The sequence below is a fragment of the Lysobacter sp. Soil_N_23 genome (genome assembly GCF_057656135.1).
In genome coordinates this window covers 48557-68700 of the sequence record NZ_JBDGKY010000020.1, presented here as the reverse complement: position 1 = coordinate 68700, position 20144 = coordinate 48557, and the positions used below count along the sequence as shown (strand labels likewise).

The following is a 20144-nucleotide window of genomic DNA, read 5'->3' as shown; positions in this document are numbered from 1 at the left end:
CCCCTCCTTCCTCGGCACGCTTACTTCGCCGACTTCGCCGCGCCCGTGCCGGTCGTCGCCACCGCGCCGCCGAGGCTGCGCGACAGGAAGGCCAGCAGGCGGGTGTAGTACTCGCTCTTATGTTCGGGCAGGTAGAAGCCGTGGCCTTCGGTATCGAAGTACAGGGTCTCCACCGGCACACCGGCCTTGCGCAGCGCCTGTTCCATCATCTTGCTGTGCTCGATCGGTGCGGTTTCGTCCTCGCCACCTGCGGCCAGGAACACCGGCACCTTGATCCGGTCGGCCATGCGGTTGGGCGATACCTGACCGACATCGGCGGCCTTGCCGATCCAGTCAGCCGTCCAGTTGCCCCAGCGCTTTGCATCGCGGTTGGCGTCTGTCTGCACCTTCGGCAAGTCGTACACGCCGACGTAGCCGGCCGCGCAGCGGTACAGCGTCGGCTCCTTGGCCACGCCCATCAGTGCGGCGTAGCCGCCGTAGCTGGCGCCATACAGGCAGATGCGATCCTTGTTGGCGATGCCCTGCGCGATCGCCCATCGGGTGGCATCGGTCAGGTCGTCCTGCATCGTGCCACCCCACTGCTGCGCACCGGCCTGCTCAAAAGCCAGGCCGTATCCGCCCGAGCCGCGATAGTTGACCTGCAGCACGGCGTAACCTGCCGCGGCCAGCATCTGCGCCTCGTCGTTGAAGCCCCACTCGTCCTGGATACCGAACGGGCCACCGTGCGGCATCACCACCAGCGGCAGCCCTTTGCCGCTGCTGCCCCGGGGCGTGGTCAGATAGCCCTGCAGTTCGAGGCCATCGCGCGCGGCCAGCTTGACCGGCTGCATCGGCGACATCTGCTCGGGATCGAACCACTGACGGCGGGCCAGCACATGCGCCGCCTTCTTGTTGACGGTGTCAAACAGGTAGAAGTCGCCCGGATTGAGGTCGCTGGAAACCCGGATCAACGCCAGGCTGCCGTCGGAGGTCTGCGAGGTGATCTCGACGCTGCTGCCGGCAAATGCCGACTCGAGGCTGTGGTAAAGCCTGGCCTCCGGTACGGTCTCGTCGATGAAGGCCGTACGCGGCTTGCCGTCCATGAAGAACACGCCCAGCGGAATGCGCGTGCCGTTGCGGTAGATGATGCGGTCCGGGTCGACGTTGTCGTCGGCCAGGACGACCTTGCGCTCGCGGCTGGTCAGGTCCAGCGCGACGATCCTGGCGGGTCCCTTTGCCTGTTCTGCGAACAGATAGACGATCTTGTCGTCGGCGGAGAAACCGATCGGATACTCGAACCTGCCCTTGCTGTCTTCCGTGCCGAACAGGGTCCACGCACCCCCCGCGCCGGAGCGATAGTAGAGCTTGCGGACGTTGTCGGACTCCGACCCGGCGACGAAACGGACCTCGCCGCGATTGTCGGTGAAGAAGCTGGCGCTCCTCACCGGCGAAACCGCGACGCGCCCGCGCCGGCCGGTGAACACATCGATGTTCTCGATCGCCGGATACGGATCGGCGCTGAAGGGCATGACCTGGACCAGCGCGGTGCGACCTTCGTTGTACGGAGCCGCGATGGGGAATGCGGCGATGCTGTCGCTGCCCTTCTTCGGTTTGATCGTCGTGCCCAGGCCGCCATCGTCGACACGGAATCCGGCGAGCATCTCGGTCTTGCCGCCGTCAGCGTTCATCGCGATCAGCTCGCCGGTCGGTAGCGGTCGCTCCAGCTCGCCAAAGCGGTCGGCGATGCTGATCAGCAGGCGATCACGGCTGATCCAGTCGAAATCGGCGACGTGCGCATTCCGTCCGAGCTTGAAGGTTCCGGTGATCTTGTTGGTGCCACGTTCGATGACCGCCAGCGCGGTGCGGTCGGCCAACGGCACCGTCGCCGCGAAGTACTCGCCACCGGGCGAGAGCTTCACGTCGGTGAATTCATCTTTCCTGACGTAGGCCCCCACGTCGACGCCGCCGTCGGCGGCCGTGGCCGCCGCTACCGGCATCAACCCGACAAGTGCTGCCAGCAATGCAACTCGCTTCATTTTCCTTCCCCAAGGTCGTTGGCGCGCCCCGACCAGCCTGGCCCCCAGACGCGCCAACAGAGCCTACCCGATCCAGGGTTCCCGGCTCCACGGGGAAAGCATCATGCCCTTGCGGAAGCGAGGGTCGTTTGCAGGGCCTGGCGCCACGACGGCAGTTCGATGCCGAGCCGCTGGCGCAACCGGGTGGTATCGAGCACGGAATAGGCCGGGCGGCGAGCGCGCGTGGGATAGTCCGAGGTCGTGATGGCCGTCACGACCGGGCGGCGCGAAATCAGACCGGACGACATCGCCTCGTCGAAGATCGCTTCGGCGAAGCCATGCCACGTGGTCTCCCCATCGGCGACGAGATGGACGATGCCCGATTCAGGGAAGCCTTTGCGCAGGAGGTCGGCGGTCGCGTCGGCGATCAGCCAGGCCGGCGTCGGCGTGCCGCGCTGGTCGGCGACCACGCGCAGCTCGTCGCGCTCGGCACCGACACGCAGCATGGTGCGCAGGAAGTTGGCACCGTGCAGGCCATACACCCACGCCGTACGCAGGATCTGGTGGCGCACGCCACTTACGGCGATCGCCTGTTCGCCGGCCAGCTTGCTGTGGCCATAGACGCCGATCGGCGCGGTTGCATCGTCTTCCCGGTAAGGGCGACTTCCCTGCCCGTCGAAAACGTAGTCGGTCGAGTAGTGCACCAGGGCGATGCCACGTGCGGCGCATTCCGCCGCGAGCCGACCAGGTCCCTCGGCATTGGCGCGGAAAGCGGCTTCGACATCGTCCTCGGCGCGATCGACGGCGGTATAGGCCGCGGCGTTGACGACGACATCGGGACGCGTCCGGTCCAGCAGCGGCGCAATCGCGTCGAAGTCGGCCAGATCGAAACGTTCGCAAGCGCTGCCATCCTCGAGCTGGCCGCTGCGCGTGGTCGCGACGACCTCGCCCAGCGGTGCCAGGCTGCGTAGCAACTCATGGCCTACCTGGCCATTGGCACCGGTGATCAGCAACCTCATGGCATGAAGACCGGCAGGCGATCCTCGGAAATCTCGTCCAGGAACGGTGCGCGCGCATCCTTGTCGGAGAGCGACACCTCCGACACCGGCCAGTCGATGGCCAGGCGGGCGTCGTTCCAGCGGATGCCGGCATCGGCCTGGGCGTCGTAGGTGGCGGTGCACAGGTACGTGAACACCGCACGTTCGCTCAGGGTCACGAAGCCGTGGGCGAAGCCTTCGGGAATCCAGAAGTGGCGCTTGTTCTCCGCGCTCAACAGCACGGCCGTCCAGCGCCCGAAGTGCGGTGAACCGCGGCGGATGTCGACCGCGACGTCCCACACTTCGCCTTCGACCACGGAGACGTACTTGCCTTGCGGGTTGGGCCACTGATAGTGCAGTCCGCGCAGCACGCCGCGGCTGGACGAGGACACGTTGCCCTGCACGAACTGCGGCGGCTGCATGCCGTGTGCGGCCAGCTTGTCGTGGTTGAACGATTCGAAGAAGAAGCCGCGGTCGTCGCCGAAAACGCGGGGCTCGAAGACCACGCAACCGGGCAGGTCGGTCTCGATCACTTTCACGGCACGTAGCCCCGCTCGGCCAGGCTCATCAGGTACTGGCCGTAGCCGTTCTTGGCCAGCGGACGGGCCAGCTCATTGAGGCGCTCGGCGTCGATCCAGCCATTGTTCCAGGCGATCTCCTCCGGGCAGCACACGCGCAGGCCCTGGCGCGCTTCAATGGTCTCGATGTAGTTCGAGGCTTCCAGCAGCGACTGGTGCGTGCCGGTGTCGAGCCAGGCATAGCCGCGACCAAGCTGCTCCAGGTGCAGCGAGCCTTCCTCGAGGTAACGGCGGTTGAGATCGGTGATCTCCAGTTCGCCGCGCGGCGAGGGCTTGAGCTCGGATGCGAAATCGCTGGCACGACCGTCGTAGAAATACAGTCCGGTCACGGCGTAGTTCGAACGCGGTTTCTCCGGCTTTTCCTCCAGACCGATCACCTTGCCGGCCTGGTCGAACTCGGCCACGCCGTAGCGCTCCGGATCGCTGACCCAGTAACCGAACACGGTGGCACCGCTGTCGCGTGAATCGGCGCGCTTGAGCATGGCCGTCAGGCCAGGTCCGTGGAAGATGTTGTCTCCCAGAACCAGGCAGCTGGGCTGGCCGGCGACGAAATCGCGCCCGATCAGGTACGCCTGCGCCAGGCCGTCCGGGCTCGGCTGCACGGCGTACTGGATGTTCATGCCCCACTGCGAACCGTCACCGAGCAGAGTGCGGAACAGCGCCTGCTCGTGCGGCGTGTTGATGATCAGCACGTCGCGGATACCGGCCAGCATCAGCACGCTGAGCGGGTAATAGATCATCGGCTTGTCGTACACCGGCAACAGCTGCTTGCTGATGCCCTGGGTGATCGGATACAGCCGGGTTCCGGAGCCTCCGGCGAGGATGATGCCCTTGCGGTTCATGCGCGTGTCCTCAGGCCTGGCCGATGCGTTCGAGGCGATAGCTGCCGTCCAGCACGCGACTGACCCACGGCTGGCTCTGCAGGTACCACTCCACTGTTTGCGCCATGCCCTGCTCGAACGTCACGGTCGGCGCCCAGCCCAGTTCCGCCTGCAACTTGGACGCGTCGATCGCGTAGCGGCGATCGTGGCCCGGGCGGTCGGCGACGAACTTGATCAACGACTCGCGGGCGCGGCCATCGGCCAGCGGATGGCGCTCATCGAGCAGCTTGCAGATCGTCTTGACCACGACGAGGTTCTCGCGCTCGGCATCGCCGCCGACGTTGTAGGTTTCACCGACGCGTCCGGCCTCCAGCACACGGCGAATGGCCGCGCAGTGATCGGCCACGAACAACCAGTCGCGCACGTTGCGCCCGTCACCGTAGACCGGCAGCGCCTCGCCGGCGAGCGCCTTGGCGATCACCAGCGGGATCAGCTTCTCGGGGAACTGGTACGGACCGTAGTTGTTCGAACAGTTGGTCGTCAGGACCGGCAGGCCATAGGTATGGTGGAAAGCGCGGACCAGATGGTCAGACGCGGCCTTCGACGCGGAGTACGGCGAGTTCGGCGCGAACGGCGTGAGTTCGGTGAACTTGCCCGTCTCGCCCAGCGTTCCGTAGACCTCGTCGGTGGACACGTGCAGGAAGCGGAACGCTGCCTTGGCGGCATCGTCCAGCGACTTCCAGTAGTCACGCGTTTTCTCGAGCAGGCTCAACGTGCCGACGACATTCGTCTGCACGAACGCTGCCGGACCATCGATGGACCGGTCGACGTGGCTCTCGGCGGCAAAGTTGATGACCGCGTCGGGACGGTGCTGACGGAGCAGACCCTCGACCAGCCCTGCGTCGCCGATATCGCCGTGCACGAAGACGTGATTCGGGTCGCCCTGGATCGACTGCAGCGTATCCAGGTTGCCGGCGTAAGTAAGCGCATCCAGGTTGACAACCCGGATGCCCTGCCCCACTGCCTCGAGAACGAAATTTCCGCCAATAAAACCGGCGCCGCCGGTAACAAGCCAGGTGGGCACTTACTGAAACTCCATGTCAAATCACTAAGGTGTCGGGTGCGGAGCCATCCGGCTCAGAACGGGATGTCGTCGTCGGCGAAATCATCGGCGAAGTCGTTGGACTTGGCGGCCGGCGCCTCGCGACGTGGCGCCGATTCCTGCCGCGCCGGCGCACGCGCCGGACGCTCGCTGCGATCGCCGCCACCGCGGAACTCGCCACGACCCGCACCGCCGCCTTCGCCACGGCCGCCGAGCATCTGCATCTCGTCGGCGATGATGTCGGTGGAATAGCGCTCGACACCGTCCTGGCCGGTGTACTTGTCGTAGCGGATCGAGCCTTCGACGTAGACCTGGCTACCCTTGCGCAGGTACTCGCCGGCGATCTCGCCGAGCTTCCCGAAGAAGGTCACCCGGTGCCACTCGGTGCGCTCCTGGGTGTTGCCCTCACGGTCCTTGCGCACGCTGGTGGTGGCCAGGCGGGCCTTGGTCACGGCCATGCCGCCCTGGGTGTACTTGGTTTCCGGATCGTCACCGAGATTGCCGACCAGGATCACCTTGTTGATGCCGCGTGCCATGGGTATGCGTGCCCTCTCGTATGGATTGATCTATCAATAGGTTGCGCCGGCTGCCGCCCGCCACGAGGGTCGGTCGCCACCGGATCGTTGACCATCATAGCAGTCCGCCGGAGGCGTCCCGACCGGCGGTCCGGAGCTGCGGCCAACCGGCCCCGGGCGGGAGTTGGCCCATGCCCGTGCAGGGTTTTGGCCGATGCCTGCACGGGGAACCAGGGGAGGATGTGGCCCCGGCTGGGCCGGGGTCGCTGCCCAACGACGGTTTCGGCGCCGACGGCACCGCGCCGGGAGGCATCAGTGCCCGACTATGCGGCCGCGGCGGATGCGGGCGCGGGTGTGCTGGAGAAACCCCAGCAACATGCCTTCGCGGCATTCCATCAGCGACCGTCCGCTGCGCTGCGAGTACTTGCAGCAGGCATGACTGAAAAGGTCGGCCAGCAGGATACCGAAATCCTCCGCTTCGCCTTCGACATCGCGGCGCAGGCTCATGGACAGGCGACCGTTCGCCACCCACAACCGGAGAATCTCGAACGAGGCAGGGTCCGCCTCGACCCCTTGGGGCATGGCGAGCGCCTCGACGAGCCTGTCTTGGCCGGTTGTCGTGATCTTCCTGACCTCTTCCATGGCTGCGCCTCACGCGTCAAATGAATAGCGATCGATTGCCAGGCAGGGCCAAAACAAGCCCGCTGCCGCCGCGCCCAGGCTGTCAGGGACAGCCCAGAAAGCGCTCAGATTCCGCCGCCTGCCCATTCCTCGCACCGGCAACCTGACGCTGCAGGTCCTTCGACACAAGGCTCAGCACGCGGTTCATCGCCTCCTCGGCCAGACACCGGGAGTCGCCGCCCTGCACTTCGGCGGCCAGGTGCTGCACGATCGCATTGGCCATCAACTGATACAGGGCATCGCCATCGCGCCCGGCGACCTGACGCAGGCTGTCGGCGACCAGATCGACGAATCGTCGCCCCGGCCAGACCGGCAGCGCGACAGGCGGGGCCCTTCCCGCTCCCGGCGAGCGGGTGCCATGCACAGGCAGACCCGTCGCTGCGTCGCAATGGAGCTCCTGCATCTCGAATCCTCCCCGGATCTGACCAGCCAAGTGACTGTAGTCACACGCTCCTCAAGGGCCCCAGCTTGGCCACGGAAAACGGGGCCGGACATCAGAATCGTCTGAATATCCGCAACGGCATCGAGGTCCGATGGGATGAGTGCGACCTGGCGCGGCACGCGAGCCACCGCGGAATTTGCGGGCTGCCGCTTATAATCCCAGGCCCAACCGACACGGTCCGCCCATGCAACCCAGCCCCACGCTCCTGGCCGTCCCCGACCTGGTCGCCATCCAGGCCCTGGCCCGCGAGGACATGGCGGCCGTCGATGCGCTGATCCGGCGCCGGCTCGCCTCGGACGTGGTCCTGATCAACCAGGTGGCCGAGTACATCGTCGGCGCCGGCGGAAAGCGCCTGCGGCCGATGCTGCTGCTGCTCGCGACCGGGGCCCTGGGCGGCCGCAACGGCCAGGGCATCGGCGCCGACGCCCACCAGCTGGCGGCCGTGGTCGAGTTCATCCATACCGCGACGCTGCTGCACGACGACGTGGTCGACGAGTCGGACCTGCGCCGAGGCCGTCGCACCGCCAATGCGGTGTGGGGCAATGCCGCCAGCGTGCTGGTCGGCGACTTCCTGTATTCGCGCAGCTTCCAGCTGATGGTCGAGCTCGAGCGCATGCCGGTGATGCAGATCCTCGCCGACACCACCAACCGCATCGCCGAGGGCGAGGTGCTGCAGTTGCTGCACGTGCGCAACCCCGACACCGACGAGGCCGCCTACCTGCGTGTGATCGAGCGCAAGACGGCGGTGCTGTTCGCCGCTGCGACGCGTCTGGGCGCCCTGCTCTGCGACGCCGACGAGGCGACCTGCGACGCCATGCACGACTACGGCCTCAACCTGGGCTATGCCTTCCAGATTGCCGACGACGTGCTCGACTACGCTTCCGATGCGCAGACCCTGGGCAAGAACCTCGGCGACGACCTGGCCGAGGGCAAGGCCACGCTGCCGCTGATCCACGCCATATCCCACAGCGACGAGTCGACCCGGGCGTTGCTGCGCGCCGCCATCGAGCAGGGCGATACCGGTGCATTGCCGCAGGTGCTGGCAGCGATCCACGCCACCGGCGGACTCGACTACAGCCGTCGCCGCGCCAGCGAATATGCCCAGGCGGCCGAGCGTGTGCTCGATGGCATGGAAGACAACGACTACACGGCAGCGCTGCGCGGGCTGGCACGGTACGCCGTCAGCCGCGACCACTGAACTGGTCCTTGGTTGCGGTGAGGACAAACGGGCCGATGCGGCCCGTTTTCTTTTGCATGCCGGTCCGTGGGCAGTAGGTGTGTGCGGAGTCCCGCACCTGAGACCTGTTCGCGAAACGGAGCAACGTCCATGGGTTCCCGCATTCGCGGGAATGACGGGCAGAGCAACGACGCTGGGTCCCCGCCTTCGCGGGGATGACGGTCTTCCAATGACGGTGGGAGCCCCTCTCCCGTTTACGGGAGGGGTGAGGGCCACCGAAGACCGGGCAACGAAATACCGAAGCGTCGTCCGCCGCGCCTGTCCCCGACGCGTGAAACTCAGGCGATGCCGATGCCGGCAATGGCGCTGATCATGTCCGGATCGAAACCGGCCAGCTCGGCGAAATGGCGACCGCGAGCGACATAGTCGCGATAAGGCCCGAAGCTCGGCGCGCCCGGCGAGAGCAGAACCACGCCCTCCTCGCCCAGCACCTCGCGCGCCTGCGACATCGCATCGGCGAGGTCGATTGCAGCGCTGAGATGAAAGCCCGACTCGCCGGCAATGGCTGCCAGCAGCGTGTGGATGCGCGGTCCGTTCTGGCCCATGGTGATCACCGCCGCCGGCGCCTGCGTGCGCATCGCTTCGGCAAACTCCTCCCACGGCAGGCCGCGATCGTGCCCGCCCACCAGCAATGCCAGGCGGCGATCGCCGAAGCAGTCGAGTGCGGCCAGGCTGGCGTGCGGCGTGGTGCTGATCGAGTCGTTGACGTAGGTGATGCCGTCGCGCTTGCCAAGCGTCTGCAGGCGATGTGGCAGCGGCTGGAAATCGGCGGCATGCGGCGCCAATGCCACCGCATCGAGCCCCAGCGCTTCGATCGCCGTCAGCACGGCGCAGAGGTTGCCGCGATTATGGCGACCTGGCAGCGGCAGGCTGCGCGTGTCCATGACCCAGGTGTCGCCGCGGTACAGCGCGTCCTCGCGCAGGTGCCAGCCGCTGCGATCGCCGAACCAGCGCACGTCGGTGCCGGCATCGCGACCGGCACCGACGCCGGCGGCGACCAGCCGCGCATCATTGCTGTTCAGCACGGCGATCGCGGGCGCGGCATGGGTCAGCAGGCGCAGCTTGTCCGCGACGTAGCGCTCGTGCGAGCCGTGCCAGTCCAGGTGCTCGGGAAACACGTTCAGTACCACCGCGACCTGCGGTCGCGCGCCGCTCGCGGCGACATCGCCGGTCTGGTAGCTCGACAACTCGATCGCCCAGAACTCGGGTGTCTGTTGCGGATCGAGCACCTCCAGCAGCGGCATGCCGATGTTCCCGGCCAGCGCGGTGACATGCCCCCCGCAGCGCAGCAGGTGTGCCAGCAGCGCGGTGGTGGTGCTCTTGCCCTTGGTACCGGTCACGCAGATGGTGCCGGCGACGACGCCGTTGCTGCCGGCATGCTCGCCGAACCACAGCGCGGTGCCGCCGATGAAGCGCGTGCCGCGCGCGGCGGCAGCACTGGCTTCGTTGCCGTAGGGGCTGATCCCCGGTGACTTCACCACCACGTCGAATGCACAAAGGCGCTCCGCGCTGGCGTCCGTTTCGGTGGTGAGATGGGGATCTGCCAGCGCTGCGACCTCGGCAGCCTCATCGCGCGAACAGAACAGCGTCAGCGCCAGGTGCGGCAGCCGCGAGCGGATCGCGTGGTAGGCCGCGCGGCCCTCGCGGCCCCAGCCCCACAGCGCGACCTTTTGGGCTTCAAGCTGCCAGATGCGCACGCAGGCGTTCCCACAGCGCAGGCGGGATGCGCTGCTCGTCGTCGATCACCAGCAGCGGCTCGATTCGCAGATCGTCTGCATCGAGTTGGGGACGGATCTCAGTGGCAAAGCGCTCGACCAGCGCATCCTCGCGCCACTCCGGACGAACGGTCAGCGCGGCCATCGCGGCGCGCGACTCGCGTCCCTCGCCCACGCACTCGAACGGCTTGTGGTCCTGGTACTCGAGCAAGGCATCGTAGCCGGCCGTCTGCGCCGGATCATCGAGCAGGTTGCGGCCGAAGATGCCCATCAGCCGCGGCTTGGGCATGAACGGCGCCAGCGCCAGGAAGACGAAATGGCACTTCGGGCAGACGCCGCACCAGCGGTTGGCCGGGCGTTCGCCGAGGATGTGGAAGTTGCGGTTGCAGCTGCTGAAATGCGCGTCGTAGCGATCGGTGCGGGTGAACTGGCGGGCCACGGCGAGCTCGCTGAGCGGTCGCAGCAGCGAGTAGTAATGCAGGTCGGCGGCGATGTGGCGCTGCACATGGTCGCCGATCGCCGACTCGCACGCCCAACCCTTGGACCACTGGTGGTTCACCTCGCCAGTGCCTTCAATCAGGCTGCCATAGCTGGCCGAACGCTCGTTGGAGAACACCACCTGGTCGACACCCAGCAGCAGCGCGGCGAACAGCATGATCATCGAGTTGATCGCCGTCACCGGGATGTGGCCGTTCCAGGCGCCTTCTCGGTTGTAGTCGAACAACTGCGGCGCCAGCGAGCGACCGATGTTGTACGTCGGCAGGCCGGTACGCTCGGCGCAGGCGCGGATCAGCTGCGAACCGCCGATCCAGGTCACGGTCTGCTCGACACCCAGCGCGCGCAGCGCCTCGATGCTGACCAGCGAGTCCTTGCCGCCGCCGATGGCGACGAGGGCGTGGTGGCGCAGGCCGAGGGTGGGAGCGGCTTCAGCCGCGAAACCTGCCGGGGCTGAAGCCCCTCCCACAGGGAACTTGATCTTGCCGTGCAGGTTCAGGCCGTTGCGATAGGCGAACTCGCCCAGGCCGTTGACGTACAACAGTTCCAGCAGCGCCGCGGTATCGGCGTCGATGTCATAGCTGTCGATCAGGATCTGCTCGGGCACCGCCGCCTTGTAGTAGCTCACGCCGGTGAACAGGTGCAGCAGGCGCAGCGCGCGTTCGACCGCCACCGCGCGCTCGCCTTCGAGCACGAAGGGCGCGCCGGGCACGGTGACCGTCTCGATCAGCTCCGGGCCATCGTCGAAGGCGTATACCAACTGCGCCACGCCGGACTGCGCATCGAACTCGCAGCGCACGAACCGGAACGTGCGGATGGCGTCGCGTTTGAATTTCCACTCACTCATTCGATTACGTCCTCTGCCGGCAGGGCCCGCAGGTTGTAGGTGTTGGCCATCGCCATGCCGTAGGCACCGGCGTCGGCGACCAGCATCACATCGTCCTCGACGGTGTCGACCGGCAGCGTGCGGCCGCGGCCGAGCACGTCGCTGCTCTCGCAGACCGGCCCGACGACGTCGAACGCCGCGGTCTCGCCATCGTCGAGGCGGCTCAGGTTGAAGATGCCGTGGTAGGCCTCGTACATCGCCGGGCGCATCAGTGCGTTCATGCCGGCATCGCAACCGATACGCAGCACGCCGTCCTTCTCGATCACCTGGGTGACCGCCAGCAGCAGCGCGCCGCTCTCGGCGACCAGGTAACGACCCGGTTCGATCACCAGGCCGTAGCGCGGGTACGCCGACTTGATCTCCTCCAGGCCGCTGCGCCACAGCGCAAGGTCGAAGTCCGGCGCCTCAGGCGTGTACGGGATCGGCAGGCCACCGCCGATGTCGATCGTCTCGATCGTGCCGACGCTGTCGGCCAGGCCGGCCAGATGCGCGTAGACGCCGCGCCAGTGCTGCGGATCCTCGATGCCGCTGCCCAGGTGCGCATGCAGGCCGCTGATGCGCACGTCGAGCTTGCGTGCTTCCTCGATGAAGGCATCGAAGCGCGTCATCGGCAGGCCGAACTTGGCCGCCACGCCACCGGTACGGACCTTCTCGTGATGGCCCTCGCCGTGGCCCAGGTCTATGCGCAGCCAGATCGTGCGACCGCGGAACACCTCCGGCCAACGCTGCAGCGCCTCGATGTTGTCGAGGGTGACGATGATCCCGCGTGCGAACGCGGCCTCGTACTCGCGTCGCGGCGCGAAGCTCGGCGTGAACAGCACACGACCCGGCGACAACTCGGGAAGCGAAGCGAACACGTGCTCGAACTCACCTTGCGACACGCATTCCAGGCCGAAACCTTCGCCGCTGATCGCCTTGAGGATCGCCGGGTGCGGATTGGCCTTGATCGCGTAGAAGCAGCGGTCGACTGCGACCGTGGCGGTCAGCGAACGGGCGCGCTCGCGCACCGTTGCCAGGTCGTAGACATAACGTGGCGTGCCCTGCCCGGCCAGCGCGAGCAACTGCTCGCGGCGGCCGCGCCACCACGCCGGCGCACGCTGCGGCTTGCCGTGGGCGATCTCGCGCCAGCTCGGGCCGAACACGCTGGCATCGCGCACCGGCATCGCCCGCGAGCGGATCAGCTCGGCGTGCAGGTGCGGCAGCAGGCCGTCGGCATCGGCTTCGTCGATGACGAAGGTCAGGTTGAGGTCGTTGGACGACTGCGAGATCAGGTGCACGCGCTCGCGCCCGAACGTCGCCCAGATGTCGGACAACCGGTGCAGCAGCGAACGCATGCCGCGACCGACCAGGGTGATCGCCGCGCACGGCGCGATCACCTTGACCCGGCACACCTCGGCCAGGTCGGCGCTGAGTGCTTCCAGGACGTTGGTGGTGACCAGGTTCTCGCTCGGGTCGAGCGAGACGGTGACGTTGGTTTCCGACGAGCCGATCAGGTCGATCGACAGCCCATGGCGCTTGAAGCGTTCGAACACGTCGGCGAGGAAGCCGACCTGCTGCCACATGCCGATGCTTTCCATCGACACCAGCACGATGCCGTTGCGGCGGCTGATCGCCTTCACGCCCGGCACGGTCGCCGCGGTCGCATCGATGCGCGTACCTGGCAGATCCGGACGCTCGGTGTCGAGGATCGCCATCGGCACGCCGGCATCGCGGCACGGCGCGATCGAGCGCGGATGCAGCACCTTGGCGCCTGTGGTGGCGATTTCCTGCGCTTCTGCATAGTGCAGGCGGGTGAGCAGGCGCGCCTCGGGCACGTCGCGCGGGTTGGCGCTGAACATGCCCGGCACGTCGGTCCAGATTTCCACACGCTGCGCCTTCAGCAACGCGCCGAAGTACGCCGCCGAGGTGTCGGAGCCGCCGCGACCCAGGATCGCCGTGCCGCCGTCGCCATGACGGGAGATGAAACCCTGGGTGATGAGCATCGGCGCCGCCTGCGCCGAGAAGCGCGCGCGGAACGTACCTTCGCCGGGTGCGCCGTCGCCATCGAGCCTGCAGTTCACCGACAGACGCTGCGACCAGGCATTGGCGTTGGGCAACGACACCGCCTCGAGCCACTGGCGCGCATCGCACCAGCCGAAGTCATGCCCCTGCGTGCGCAGGTAGGCGGCGCCGAGCGTGGAGGAGAGCAGCTCGCCCTGCGCCAGCACTTCGGCCTGCCAGTCGAGCGTGCGCTCGCCGGCGCGGACGTCGGTCGCCAAGGCCTGCAGCAGCGCCAGGCGCTCGCCCAGCACGGTATCGGCATCGAGGTCGAGTTCGGCGCAGAATGCGCGGTGACGCTCGACCAGCGCGGCAATGCGCGCATCGATGCCATCGCGGGCTTCAATCGGTGCGCTCGCGATTGCCTGCAGCTCGTTGGTCACGCCCGACAGCGCCGAGACCACGACCAGCACGCGCACACCCTCCTCGGCCATGCGTTTTCCGGCGAGGCGTCCGATGGTGTCCCAACGATTGCGGCGGGACACTGATGTGCCGCCGAACTTGAGTACTACCCAGCGATTCGCTTCCGCCACCGCAACTGCCCTCTGAGGATGGATGTGAGTGATGTTCAGGATTGGTAAGTAATTTCGACTGCAACCGTACGGGCAACGTGCCCCTACAGAACCTAGAATGGCGCGCCAGCTGCGGGCAATGCCCGGGCTGGCCACAAAGAACGACGATTCTAATTGATACGGCCCTGATCGATACGACCCTGATCGATTCGACCACCTCGGACCCCCGCCGAATGACGCTTCGCCGCTACCTGCAACTGGATGTGTTCGCCGACCGGCCCGGCGCCGGCAATCCCCTGGCCGTGGTGCTGGACACCGACGGCCTCGACGACGACCGGATGCAGGCCATCGCCCGCTGGACCCGGCTGCCGGAAACCACGTTCGTCTTCGCTCCGACCCAGGCCGGCGCCAGCTACCGCATCCGCATGTTCAGCCCGCGCCGCGAAGTGCCCTTTGCCGGGCATCCGAGCGTCGGCACCGCGCACGTGGTGCTGGAGGCCGGGCTGGCCGATGCCAGTGGCGGCCAGTTGATCCAGGAAGGCGTGGCCGGCCTGTTGCCGCTGGCCGTCGACGGCAACGGCGCATCGCGCACGATCGCGGTGCGAACGCCGAAAGCACAGGTGGTCGAGATCGTCGATGGCAACGACCCGCGACTGCAGCCGGCGCTGTCCGGACTGGACCTGGGCGCGCTGCCGCCAGCGCTGATGGACGGCGGACGGCGCTGGTGGCTGGCCGAGTTGGCCAGCGAAGCGGCCTTGCGCGGAGCCAGCCCGGACTGGGACGCCATCGCCGCGCTGGCCGAGGGCACCGCATCCATGGGCCTGTGCGCCTTCGCCCGTGCCGATGCCGGGCGTGACTACGACCTGGTCGTGCGTGCCTTCGTCGGAGCGCCGGCGCGGTTCGAGGACGCAGCCTCCGGCGCCGCCAACGCCACTCTCGCGGCCTGGCTCAATCACAACCACGCCCTGCCCGGCCGTCCGCAGGAGGACGGAGGCCACCGCTATACCGTCAGCCAGGGACGTGAAGTCGGCTTCGATGCGCGACTGGAGTTGCGCGTGGACGGGGATGGCGAGGTCTGGTCGGGCGGCCAGATCTGCAACGTGGTCCGCGGCACGATCGACTGGGCCTGAGATTCCACCGTCATCAGATTTCATCGTCATCCCGGCGAACGCCGGGACCCAGGCCGTCACCCTCTCAGCCAAGCCACCACCTGCGCGGCCAAGTTCGCCGCGTCCCGCCCCAGCAGCGGACCAACATGAGTCGAACCTGGCAGCCGTAGCAGGCTGGCGTTCCAGGCAACCGCCATCGCCGCGGTGGTGTCCGCCGGCACGTCCTCGTCCAGCTCCGAGGCGAGCAGGAGCACCGGGCATTGCGGGACGACGACCGTCACCCCGGACTGCGCCTGGCGCAACACCGCCCCGGACTCGTCGCGCCAGCGCCGGAACGCGAACAGCGCGGTCGCATCGTCGGCGTCGGCCAGCGCGCGCCGCGTCGAGGCCAGCCGCGCGTCGCGGCGCCACGGCACGACATCCGGCCACTCGCGTTGTGGCAACTGCGCCGACCACGGCGCCGGTGGCAGCGCATTGACCAGCACCAGCGCATCGGCGGATGCGCCACAACTTGCCGCCAGCAGGCCGCCCAAGCTGGCGCCTATCAGCACGCGCGGTCGCGGCAGCGCTTCCACCGCCATCTGCACCTGGACCCGGTAGTCGTCGAAGGTGGTGGCGGCCAGTCCCGCAGCCACCGGCTGCAGGTCAACGCAAACGCACTCGATGGCGCGCGCAGCAAGCACGCGACGCCAGATGTCCCATTCCCAGCCGCCGCCACCGGCGCCGTGCACCAGCACGGCGTGGCGCACCTGCGCGGGCGGCATCGGTGCCGTCAGCCCTGCAGGGTGGCCGACAGCGTCACCGGCACCGACAGCGATCGCGAGATCACGCAGCCGGCCTTGGCCGCCTCGGCGATCTGCTGGAACTGCTCGGCGCTGATGCCTGGCACCTTGGCGTTGAGGATCAACTGCACGCCGGTGATGGTCGGCCCCGGGTCCATGCCTGGATCCATCGAGACTTCGGCGCGGGTCTGGATCCGCTCGGGCGTGAATCCGGACTTGCCAAGCACCGCCGAAAGCGCCATCGAGAAGCAGCCGGCATGCGCCGCGGCCAGCAGTTCCTCGGGGTTGGTGCCCTTCTCGTCGCCGAAACGCGTCTTGAAGGAGTAGTTCTGGTCGGCGAACAGACCGCTCTGCGGCGTGCTCATTGCGCCCTTGCCGGACTGCAGGTCGCCCTGCCAGACCGCTTCGGCGAAACGCTTGAAGGCCATGTCGTTGCTCCGTCTGCGTGCAAGAGCGCACAGCCTACCGTCCGGGACGTTAGCGCGACATCGCGGGCCCGCGCCGGGAACCAACGCCGAGGCTTGACCCACCCAGCCCCTTGCGCGAGGCTTGCCCTCCCGGCCCCCGCCGGCACCCGCCATGACCGCCCGCCGAGCGCCCAACGCTTCGGCGCGAAGCGCGGACAGCCATGACGGCCTTCCCTCCTATGCACCAAAAGGGTTTTGCACCCGGGAGAAGCCGCTCATGTCCTACAGCACACAATCCATCCGCAACGTGGCCTTGGCAGGCCACCCCGGCGCCGGCAAAACCACCTTGTTCGAAGCCCTGCTGCAGGCCGGCGGCGCAATCCAGACGGCAGGCAGCATCGAGCGCGGCAGCACCGTGTCCGATTTCGATGCCATCGAGAAGCAGCGCGGCCACTCGATCGATTCGGCCATTGCCAGCATCGACCACGCCGCGGCCAGCGGCCAGAGCATCCACCTCAACCTGATCGACACCCCCGGATACCCGGATTTCCGCGGCCCGGCACTGTCGGCCTTCGGCGCGGTGGAAACGGTGGTGATCGTGGTCGATGCCGACAGCGGCGTCGAATACGGCACGCGCCGGATGATGGAGTACGCCAAGGGGCGAAACCTGTGCCGCGCCCTGGTGATCAACAAGATCGACCACGAGGCCGCATCGGTGGAGCGCGTGCTGACCGAGCTGCGCGATACCTTCGGCCCGGAATGCCTGCCGCTCAACCTTCCCGCCGACGGCGGCAAGAAAGTCGTCGATTGCCTCGGCAACACCACCGGCGACAGCGACCTGGGCCCGGTCGCCGACTGGCACCAGAAGATCATCGACCAGATCGTCGAGATCAACGAGACGGTGATGGAGCACTACCTCGACCTGGGCGAAGGCGGACTGTCGGGCGAGGAACTGCACGACGCCTTCGAACAGTGCATGCGCGAAGGCCACCTGGTGCCGGTACTGTTCTGCTCGGCGCGCAACAACGTCGGCGTGAAGAAACTGCTCGATATCGCCGAACAATGGTTCCCCAACCCGGCCGAGTCCAATCCGCCACCGTTCGAGCGTGGCGCCGACCGCCAGCGCTTCCAGGCGGTGCCGGACCAGAAGGCGCACGTCGTCGCCGACGTGTTCAAGATCATCAACGACCCCTTCGTCGGCAAGCTCGGCATCTTCCGCGTCTACCAGGGGCTGGTGAAGAAAGACACGCAACTGTTCATCGACGACGGCAAGAAGCCGTTCAAGGTCGGGCACCTGTTCAAGCTCAAGGGCAAGGACCACGTCGAGATCGAACAGGCGCTCCCGGGCGACATCGCGGCGGTGGCCAAGGTCGACGAGCTGCACTTCGACGCGGTCCTGCACGACAGCCACGACGAAGACCAGATCCGCCTCGCTCCGCTGGATTTCCCCAAGCCGATGTTCGGCCTGGCGGTGGACGCGGCCAGCAAGGGCCAGGAGCAGAAGCTCGCCACCGCCCTGCACAAGCTGGCCGAGGAGGATCCGTGCTTCGTCGTCGAGCACGAGTCCGAGACCAACGAGACGGTGATCCGCGGCCTGTCGGACCTGCACCTGCGCATCAACCTGGAGCGACTGAAAGATCGCTATGGCGTCGAAGTGAAATCGCGTCCGCCGCGAATCGCCTACCGGGAAACGGTCAGCGGCAAGGCCGAAGGCCATCATCGCCACAAGAAGCAGACCGGTGGCGCCGGCCAGTTCGGCGAAGTGTTCCTGCGCATCGAACCGTTGCCGCGCGGCGGCGGCTTCGAGTTCGTCGACGAGGTCAAGGGCGGCACCATCCCCGGCCAGTTCATGCCGGCGGTCGAGAAAGGCGTGCGCCAGGTGCTCGGCAGCGGCGCCGTCGCCGGCTACCCGATCCAGGACGTGCGCGTGATCGTCTACGACGGCAAGCACCATCCGGTCGACAGCAAGGAGGTCGCGTTCGTCGCCGCGGGCAAGAAGGCCTTCCTCGACGCGATCGGCAAGGCGCGGCCGCAGGTGCTCGAGCCGATCGTCGAACTGGAGGTCAATGCGCCCGAACAGCACATGGGCGACGTCAGCGGCGGCCTGGCCAGCAAGCGCGCGCGCATCAGCGGCACCGACAGCGTGCGTGGCAACGAGATCGTGGTGAAGGCGCAGGTGCCGCTGTCGGAACTGGAAGGCTATGCGGCCGAGCTCAAGTCGGTGACCGCCGGGCGCGGGCGCTACTCCCTCGACTTCAGCCACTACGAGCCGGTGCCGGCCAACGTGCAACAGAAGCTGGTGGAGGCCTACAAGCCCAGGCAGGACGAGGACTGATCCCAAGGCCTTGTAGGAGCGAGCTTGCTCGCGAGCGGGCGCCCAGATAGCGGATGCGCCGATCGCGAGCAAGCTCGCTCCAACACAGATGCGGGCTTCACATGCCCTGACCCAAGCTGGCGCTTCCCCCGCACAGGAAGCACACATGCGCCACGGGCCCGGAGTTGTGCTGCACGCTGTGCTGGTCATCGTCATGTTCGCCCCCGCCGCCCCGACCTGGGCGCAGGCGGGCAACAGCCGCTCCATCCCCAACTTCCCGCGCCCGGCCGGATTCCCGGATCCTGCGCTGCGCGTGGAGTACGCGCGCGGCAGCGACGCACCGCCGATGATGGTGCGCACCGGACCCAACTCGTTCGAACCGCTATACCGGCGTGACGGCAACGGCTACACGCCGGCGCGCGCCGCCGGCTACCACATCGCGATGTCGTCGTGCCCGTCGATCCCCGACCGCGGCGGCAGTGCGACCACCCGCATGATCGACCTGGCCGCCGCCGAATGGGCGTACTTCGGCCTGCCGGTGCTGGACATGGCGGTGGAGCCGCAGGCGATCGTGCCGCGCATGCCGCAGGCCGCCGGCGTGGTCGACATCATTGCCCCCGGCCGCAACGCCTCGATCGGCGACCGCGTGCTGCGCCAGGCACCGCGACTGGGCCTGATGGAAGACGACTCGCCGGTGCAAGGCACCATCGCCGGCTACTGGGCCGCCACCGGCAGCGAGGAAGCCCTGCGCGTGCAGAGCATCGTCAACTACGGCTGGCACGAAGCCGGCTGGGCGATGCCCTGGTCGGCGGCATTCATTTCCTGGCTGGCGTGCGAGGCCGGCCTGTCGACCGAGCAGTTCCGGCGCAGCGGCGCGCATTACGAGTACGTGCGCGCCGCGGTGCGTGCCCGCGATGGCCAGGATTCCTCGCACGTTTATGTCGCCTACGACCTGACCGAAACCGTGCCCGCGACCGGCGACCTGTTGTGCACCTCGCGCGGCAATGCCACGTTCGCGTCGATCGCCGATGTGCGCGGTGGCATCAGCGACTCGCTGTCGCTGCACTGCGACCTGGTCGTCAAGACCGATCTCGAGCGCCGCCGGCTGTTCGCCATCGGCGGCAACGTCAACCATGCCGTGACGCTGTCGGTGATCGCGATCGACGGCAAGGGACAACCATTGACCGACCGCGACATCATCGGAGCCCACCGCTGGTTCGCCGTGCTCAAACCGCGCCAGGGTTCGGCGCCGACGCACGACCTCGACGGCACACCGACCGTGCAACAGCTGTACCGCGACTACGCCCGCTACTCCACCAGCACGCGGGCGCCGCCGCCGTTGCCGCTGGTGAGGCGTGGCAAACCCGCGAGTTCGACGACGACCCCGGCCGCCACTCCACCGTCCAAGGGGCAACCCAAGACCCCGCCCCCCAAGGAACCCCAGAAGACACCATGAACCGGGCGCCGGCTTGAGACTTTT

The 20144-nt window shown here is 67.5% G+C and carries 17 protein-coding genes; 4 read left to right on the top strand and 13 right to left on the bottom strand.

The features are described from left to right. Positions 1 to 20 precede the first annotated feature (20 nt). From AC3A3X_RS14460 to AC3A3X_RS14425, 8 genes are all read right to left on the bottom strand, one after another. On the bottom strand, positions 21 to 2015 hold the full coding sequence (locus AC3A3X_RS14460; RefSeq protein WP_487583720.1) for an alpha/beta hydrolase family protein: 1995 nt from the start codon (positions 2013 to 2015) through the stop codon (positions 21 to 23). A 101-nt stretch (positions 2016 to 2116) separates the two neighbouring features. Next, positions 2117 to 3013 carry a dTDP-4-dehydrorhamnose reductase gene (rfbD, locus tag AC3A3X_RS14455; RefSeq protein ID WP_487583719.1) on the bottom strand — a complete coding sequence of 299 codons (897 nt, stop codon included), beginning with the start codon at positions 3011 to 3013 and terminating at the stop codon, positions 2117 to 2119. Beyond that, the gene (gene rfbC, locus AC3A3X_RS14450; RefSeq protein WP_487583718.1) at positions 3010 to 3570 is read right to left on the bottom strand and encodes a dTDP-4-dehydrorhamnose 3,5-epimerase; all 561 of its coding nucleotides are present in this window, start codon (positions 3568 to 3570) and stop codon (positions 3010 to 3012) included. The genes rfbD and rfbC overlap by 4 nt, the downstream gene beginning before the upstream one ends. Then, positions 3567 to 4451, bottom strand: coding sequence for a glucose-1-phosphate thymidylyltransferase RfbA (gene rfbA, locus AC3A3X_RS14445; RefSeq protein WP_487583717.1), 885 nt, complete (start codon positions 4449 to 4451; stop codon positions 3567 to 3569). The genes rfbC and rfbA overlap by 4 nt, the downstream gene beginning before the upstream one ends. 10 nt (positions 4452 to 4461) lie before the next feature. Then, entirely contained in the window at positions 4462 to 5514 is a 1053-nt protein-coding gene (rfbB, locus tag AC3A3X_RS14440) for a dTDP-glucose 4,6-dehydratase (protein ID WP_487583716.1), read from the bottom strand. A 53-nt stretch (positions 5515 to 5567) separates the two neighbouring features. Then, a complete protein-coding gene (gene ssb, locus AC3A3X_RS14435) occupies positions 5568 to 6068 on the bottom strand; it encodes a single-stranded DNA-binding protein (protein WP_487583715.1) in 501 nt (166 codons plus the stop codon). 291 nt (positions 6069 to 6359) lie between these two features. Beyond that, on the bottom strand, positions 6360 to 6689 hold the full coding sequence (locus AC3A3X_RS14430) for a DUF5076 domain-containing protein (protein WP_487583714.1): 330 nt from the start codon (positions 6687 to 6689) through the stop codon (positions 6360 to 6362). 82 nt (positions 6690 to 6771) lie between these two features. Beyond that, the gene (locus tag AC3A3X_RS14425; protein ID WP_487583713.1) at positions 6772 to 7131 is read right to left on the bottom strand and encodes a hypothetical protein; all 360 of its coding nucleotides are present in this window, start codon (positions 7129 to 7131) and stop codon (positions 6772 to 6774) included. Between the two features lie 223 nt (positions 7132 to 7354). Here AC3A3X_RS14425 and AC3A3X_RS14420 point away from each other — a divergent pair, with 223 nt between their 5' ends. Then, positions 7355 to 8368 (top strand): polyprenyl synthetase family protein, encoded by a 1014-nt coding sequence (locus AC3A3X_RS14420; protein WP_487583712.1) that lies wholly within the window; start codon positions 7355 to 7357, stop codon positions 8366 to 8368. Between the two features lie 317 nt (positions 8369 to 8685). Here AC3A3X_RS14420 and murD read toward each other — a convergent pair whose 3' ends face one another. The 3 genes from murD to AC3A3X_RS14405 are packed head-to-tail and all read right to left on the bottom strand — an operon-like array spanning position 8686 to position 14073. Continuing rightward, positions 8686 to 10104 (bottom strand): UDP-N-acetylmuramoyl-L-alanine--D-glutamate ligase, encoded by a 1419-nt coding sequence (gene murD / locus AC3A3X_RS14415; RefSeq protein WP_487583711.1) that lies wholly within the window; start codon positions 10102 to 10104, stop codon positions 8686 to 8688. Further along, entirely contained in the window at positions 10085 to 11464 is a 1380-nt protein-coding gene (gene murL / locus AC3A3X_RS14410; protein ID WP_487583710.1) for a UDP-N-acetyl-alpha-D-muramoyl-L-alanyl-L-glutamate epimerase, read from the bottom strand. The genes murD and murL overlap by 20 nt, the downstream gene beginning before the upstream one ends. Then, positions 11461 to 14073, bottom strand: a complete 2613-nt coding sequence (locus AC3A3X_RS14405; RefSeq protein WP_487583709.1) for a bifunctional aspartate kinase/diaminopimelate decarboxylase — start codon at positions 14071 to 14073, stop codon at positions 11461 to 11463. The genes murL and AC3A3X_RS14405 overlap by 4 nt, the downstream gene beginning before the upstream one ends. Before the next feature lie 212 nt (positions 14074 to 14285). Between AC3A3X_RS14405 and AC3A3X_RS14400 the strand changes: the two genes are divergently transcribed. After that, positions 14286 to 15182, top strand: a complete 897-nt coding sequence (locus tag AC3A3X_RS14400; RefSeq protein ID WP_487583708.1) for a PhzF family phenazine biosynthesis protein — start codon at positions 14286 to 14288, stop codon at positions 15180 to 15182. A gap of 56 nt (positions 15183 to 15238) precedes the next feature. Here AC3A3X_RS14400 and AC3A3X_RS14395 read toward each other — a convergent pair whose 3' ends face one another. Both AC3A3X_RS14395 and AC3A3X_RS14390 read right to left on the bottom strand, forming a co-directional pair. Next, positions 15239 to 15925 (bottom strand): alpha/beta hydrolase, encoded by a 687-nt coding sequence (locus AC3A3X_RS14395; RefSeq protein WP_487583707.1) that lies wholly within the window; start codon positions 15923 to 15925, stop codon positions 15239 to 15241. 8 nt (positions 15926 to 15933) lie between these two features. Further along, positions 15934 to 16371 carry an OsmC family protein gene (locus AC3A3X_RS14390; protein ID WP_487583706.1) on the bottom strand — a complete coding sequence of 146 codons (438 nt, stop codon included), beginning with the start codon at positions 16369 to 16371 and terminating at the stop codon, positions 15934 to 15936. A gap of 256 nt (positions 16372 to 16627) precedes the next feature. On the opposite strand from AC3A3X_RS14390, the gene fusA reads away from it, so the two are divergent. Both fusA and AC3A3X_RS14380 read left to right on the top strand, forming a co-directional pair. After that, positions 16628 to 18685, top strand: a complete 2058-nt coding sequence (gene fusA, locus AC3A3X_RS14385; protein WP_487583705.1) for an elongation factor G — start codon at positions 16628 to 16630, stop codon at positions 18683 to 18685. Positions 18686 to 18830: 145 nt separating this feature from the next. Next, positions 18831 to 20120 (top strand): DUF2272 domain-containing protein, encoded by a 1290-nt coding sequence (locus AC3A3X_RS14380; protein WP_487583704.1) that lies wholly within the window; start codon positions 18831 to 18833, stop codon positions 20118 to 20120. Positions 20121 to 20144: the final 24 nt, after the last annotated feature.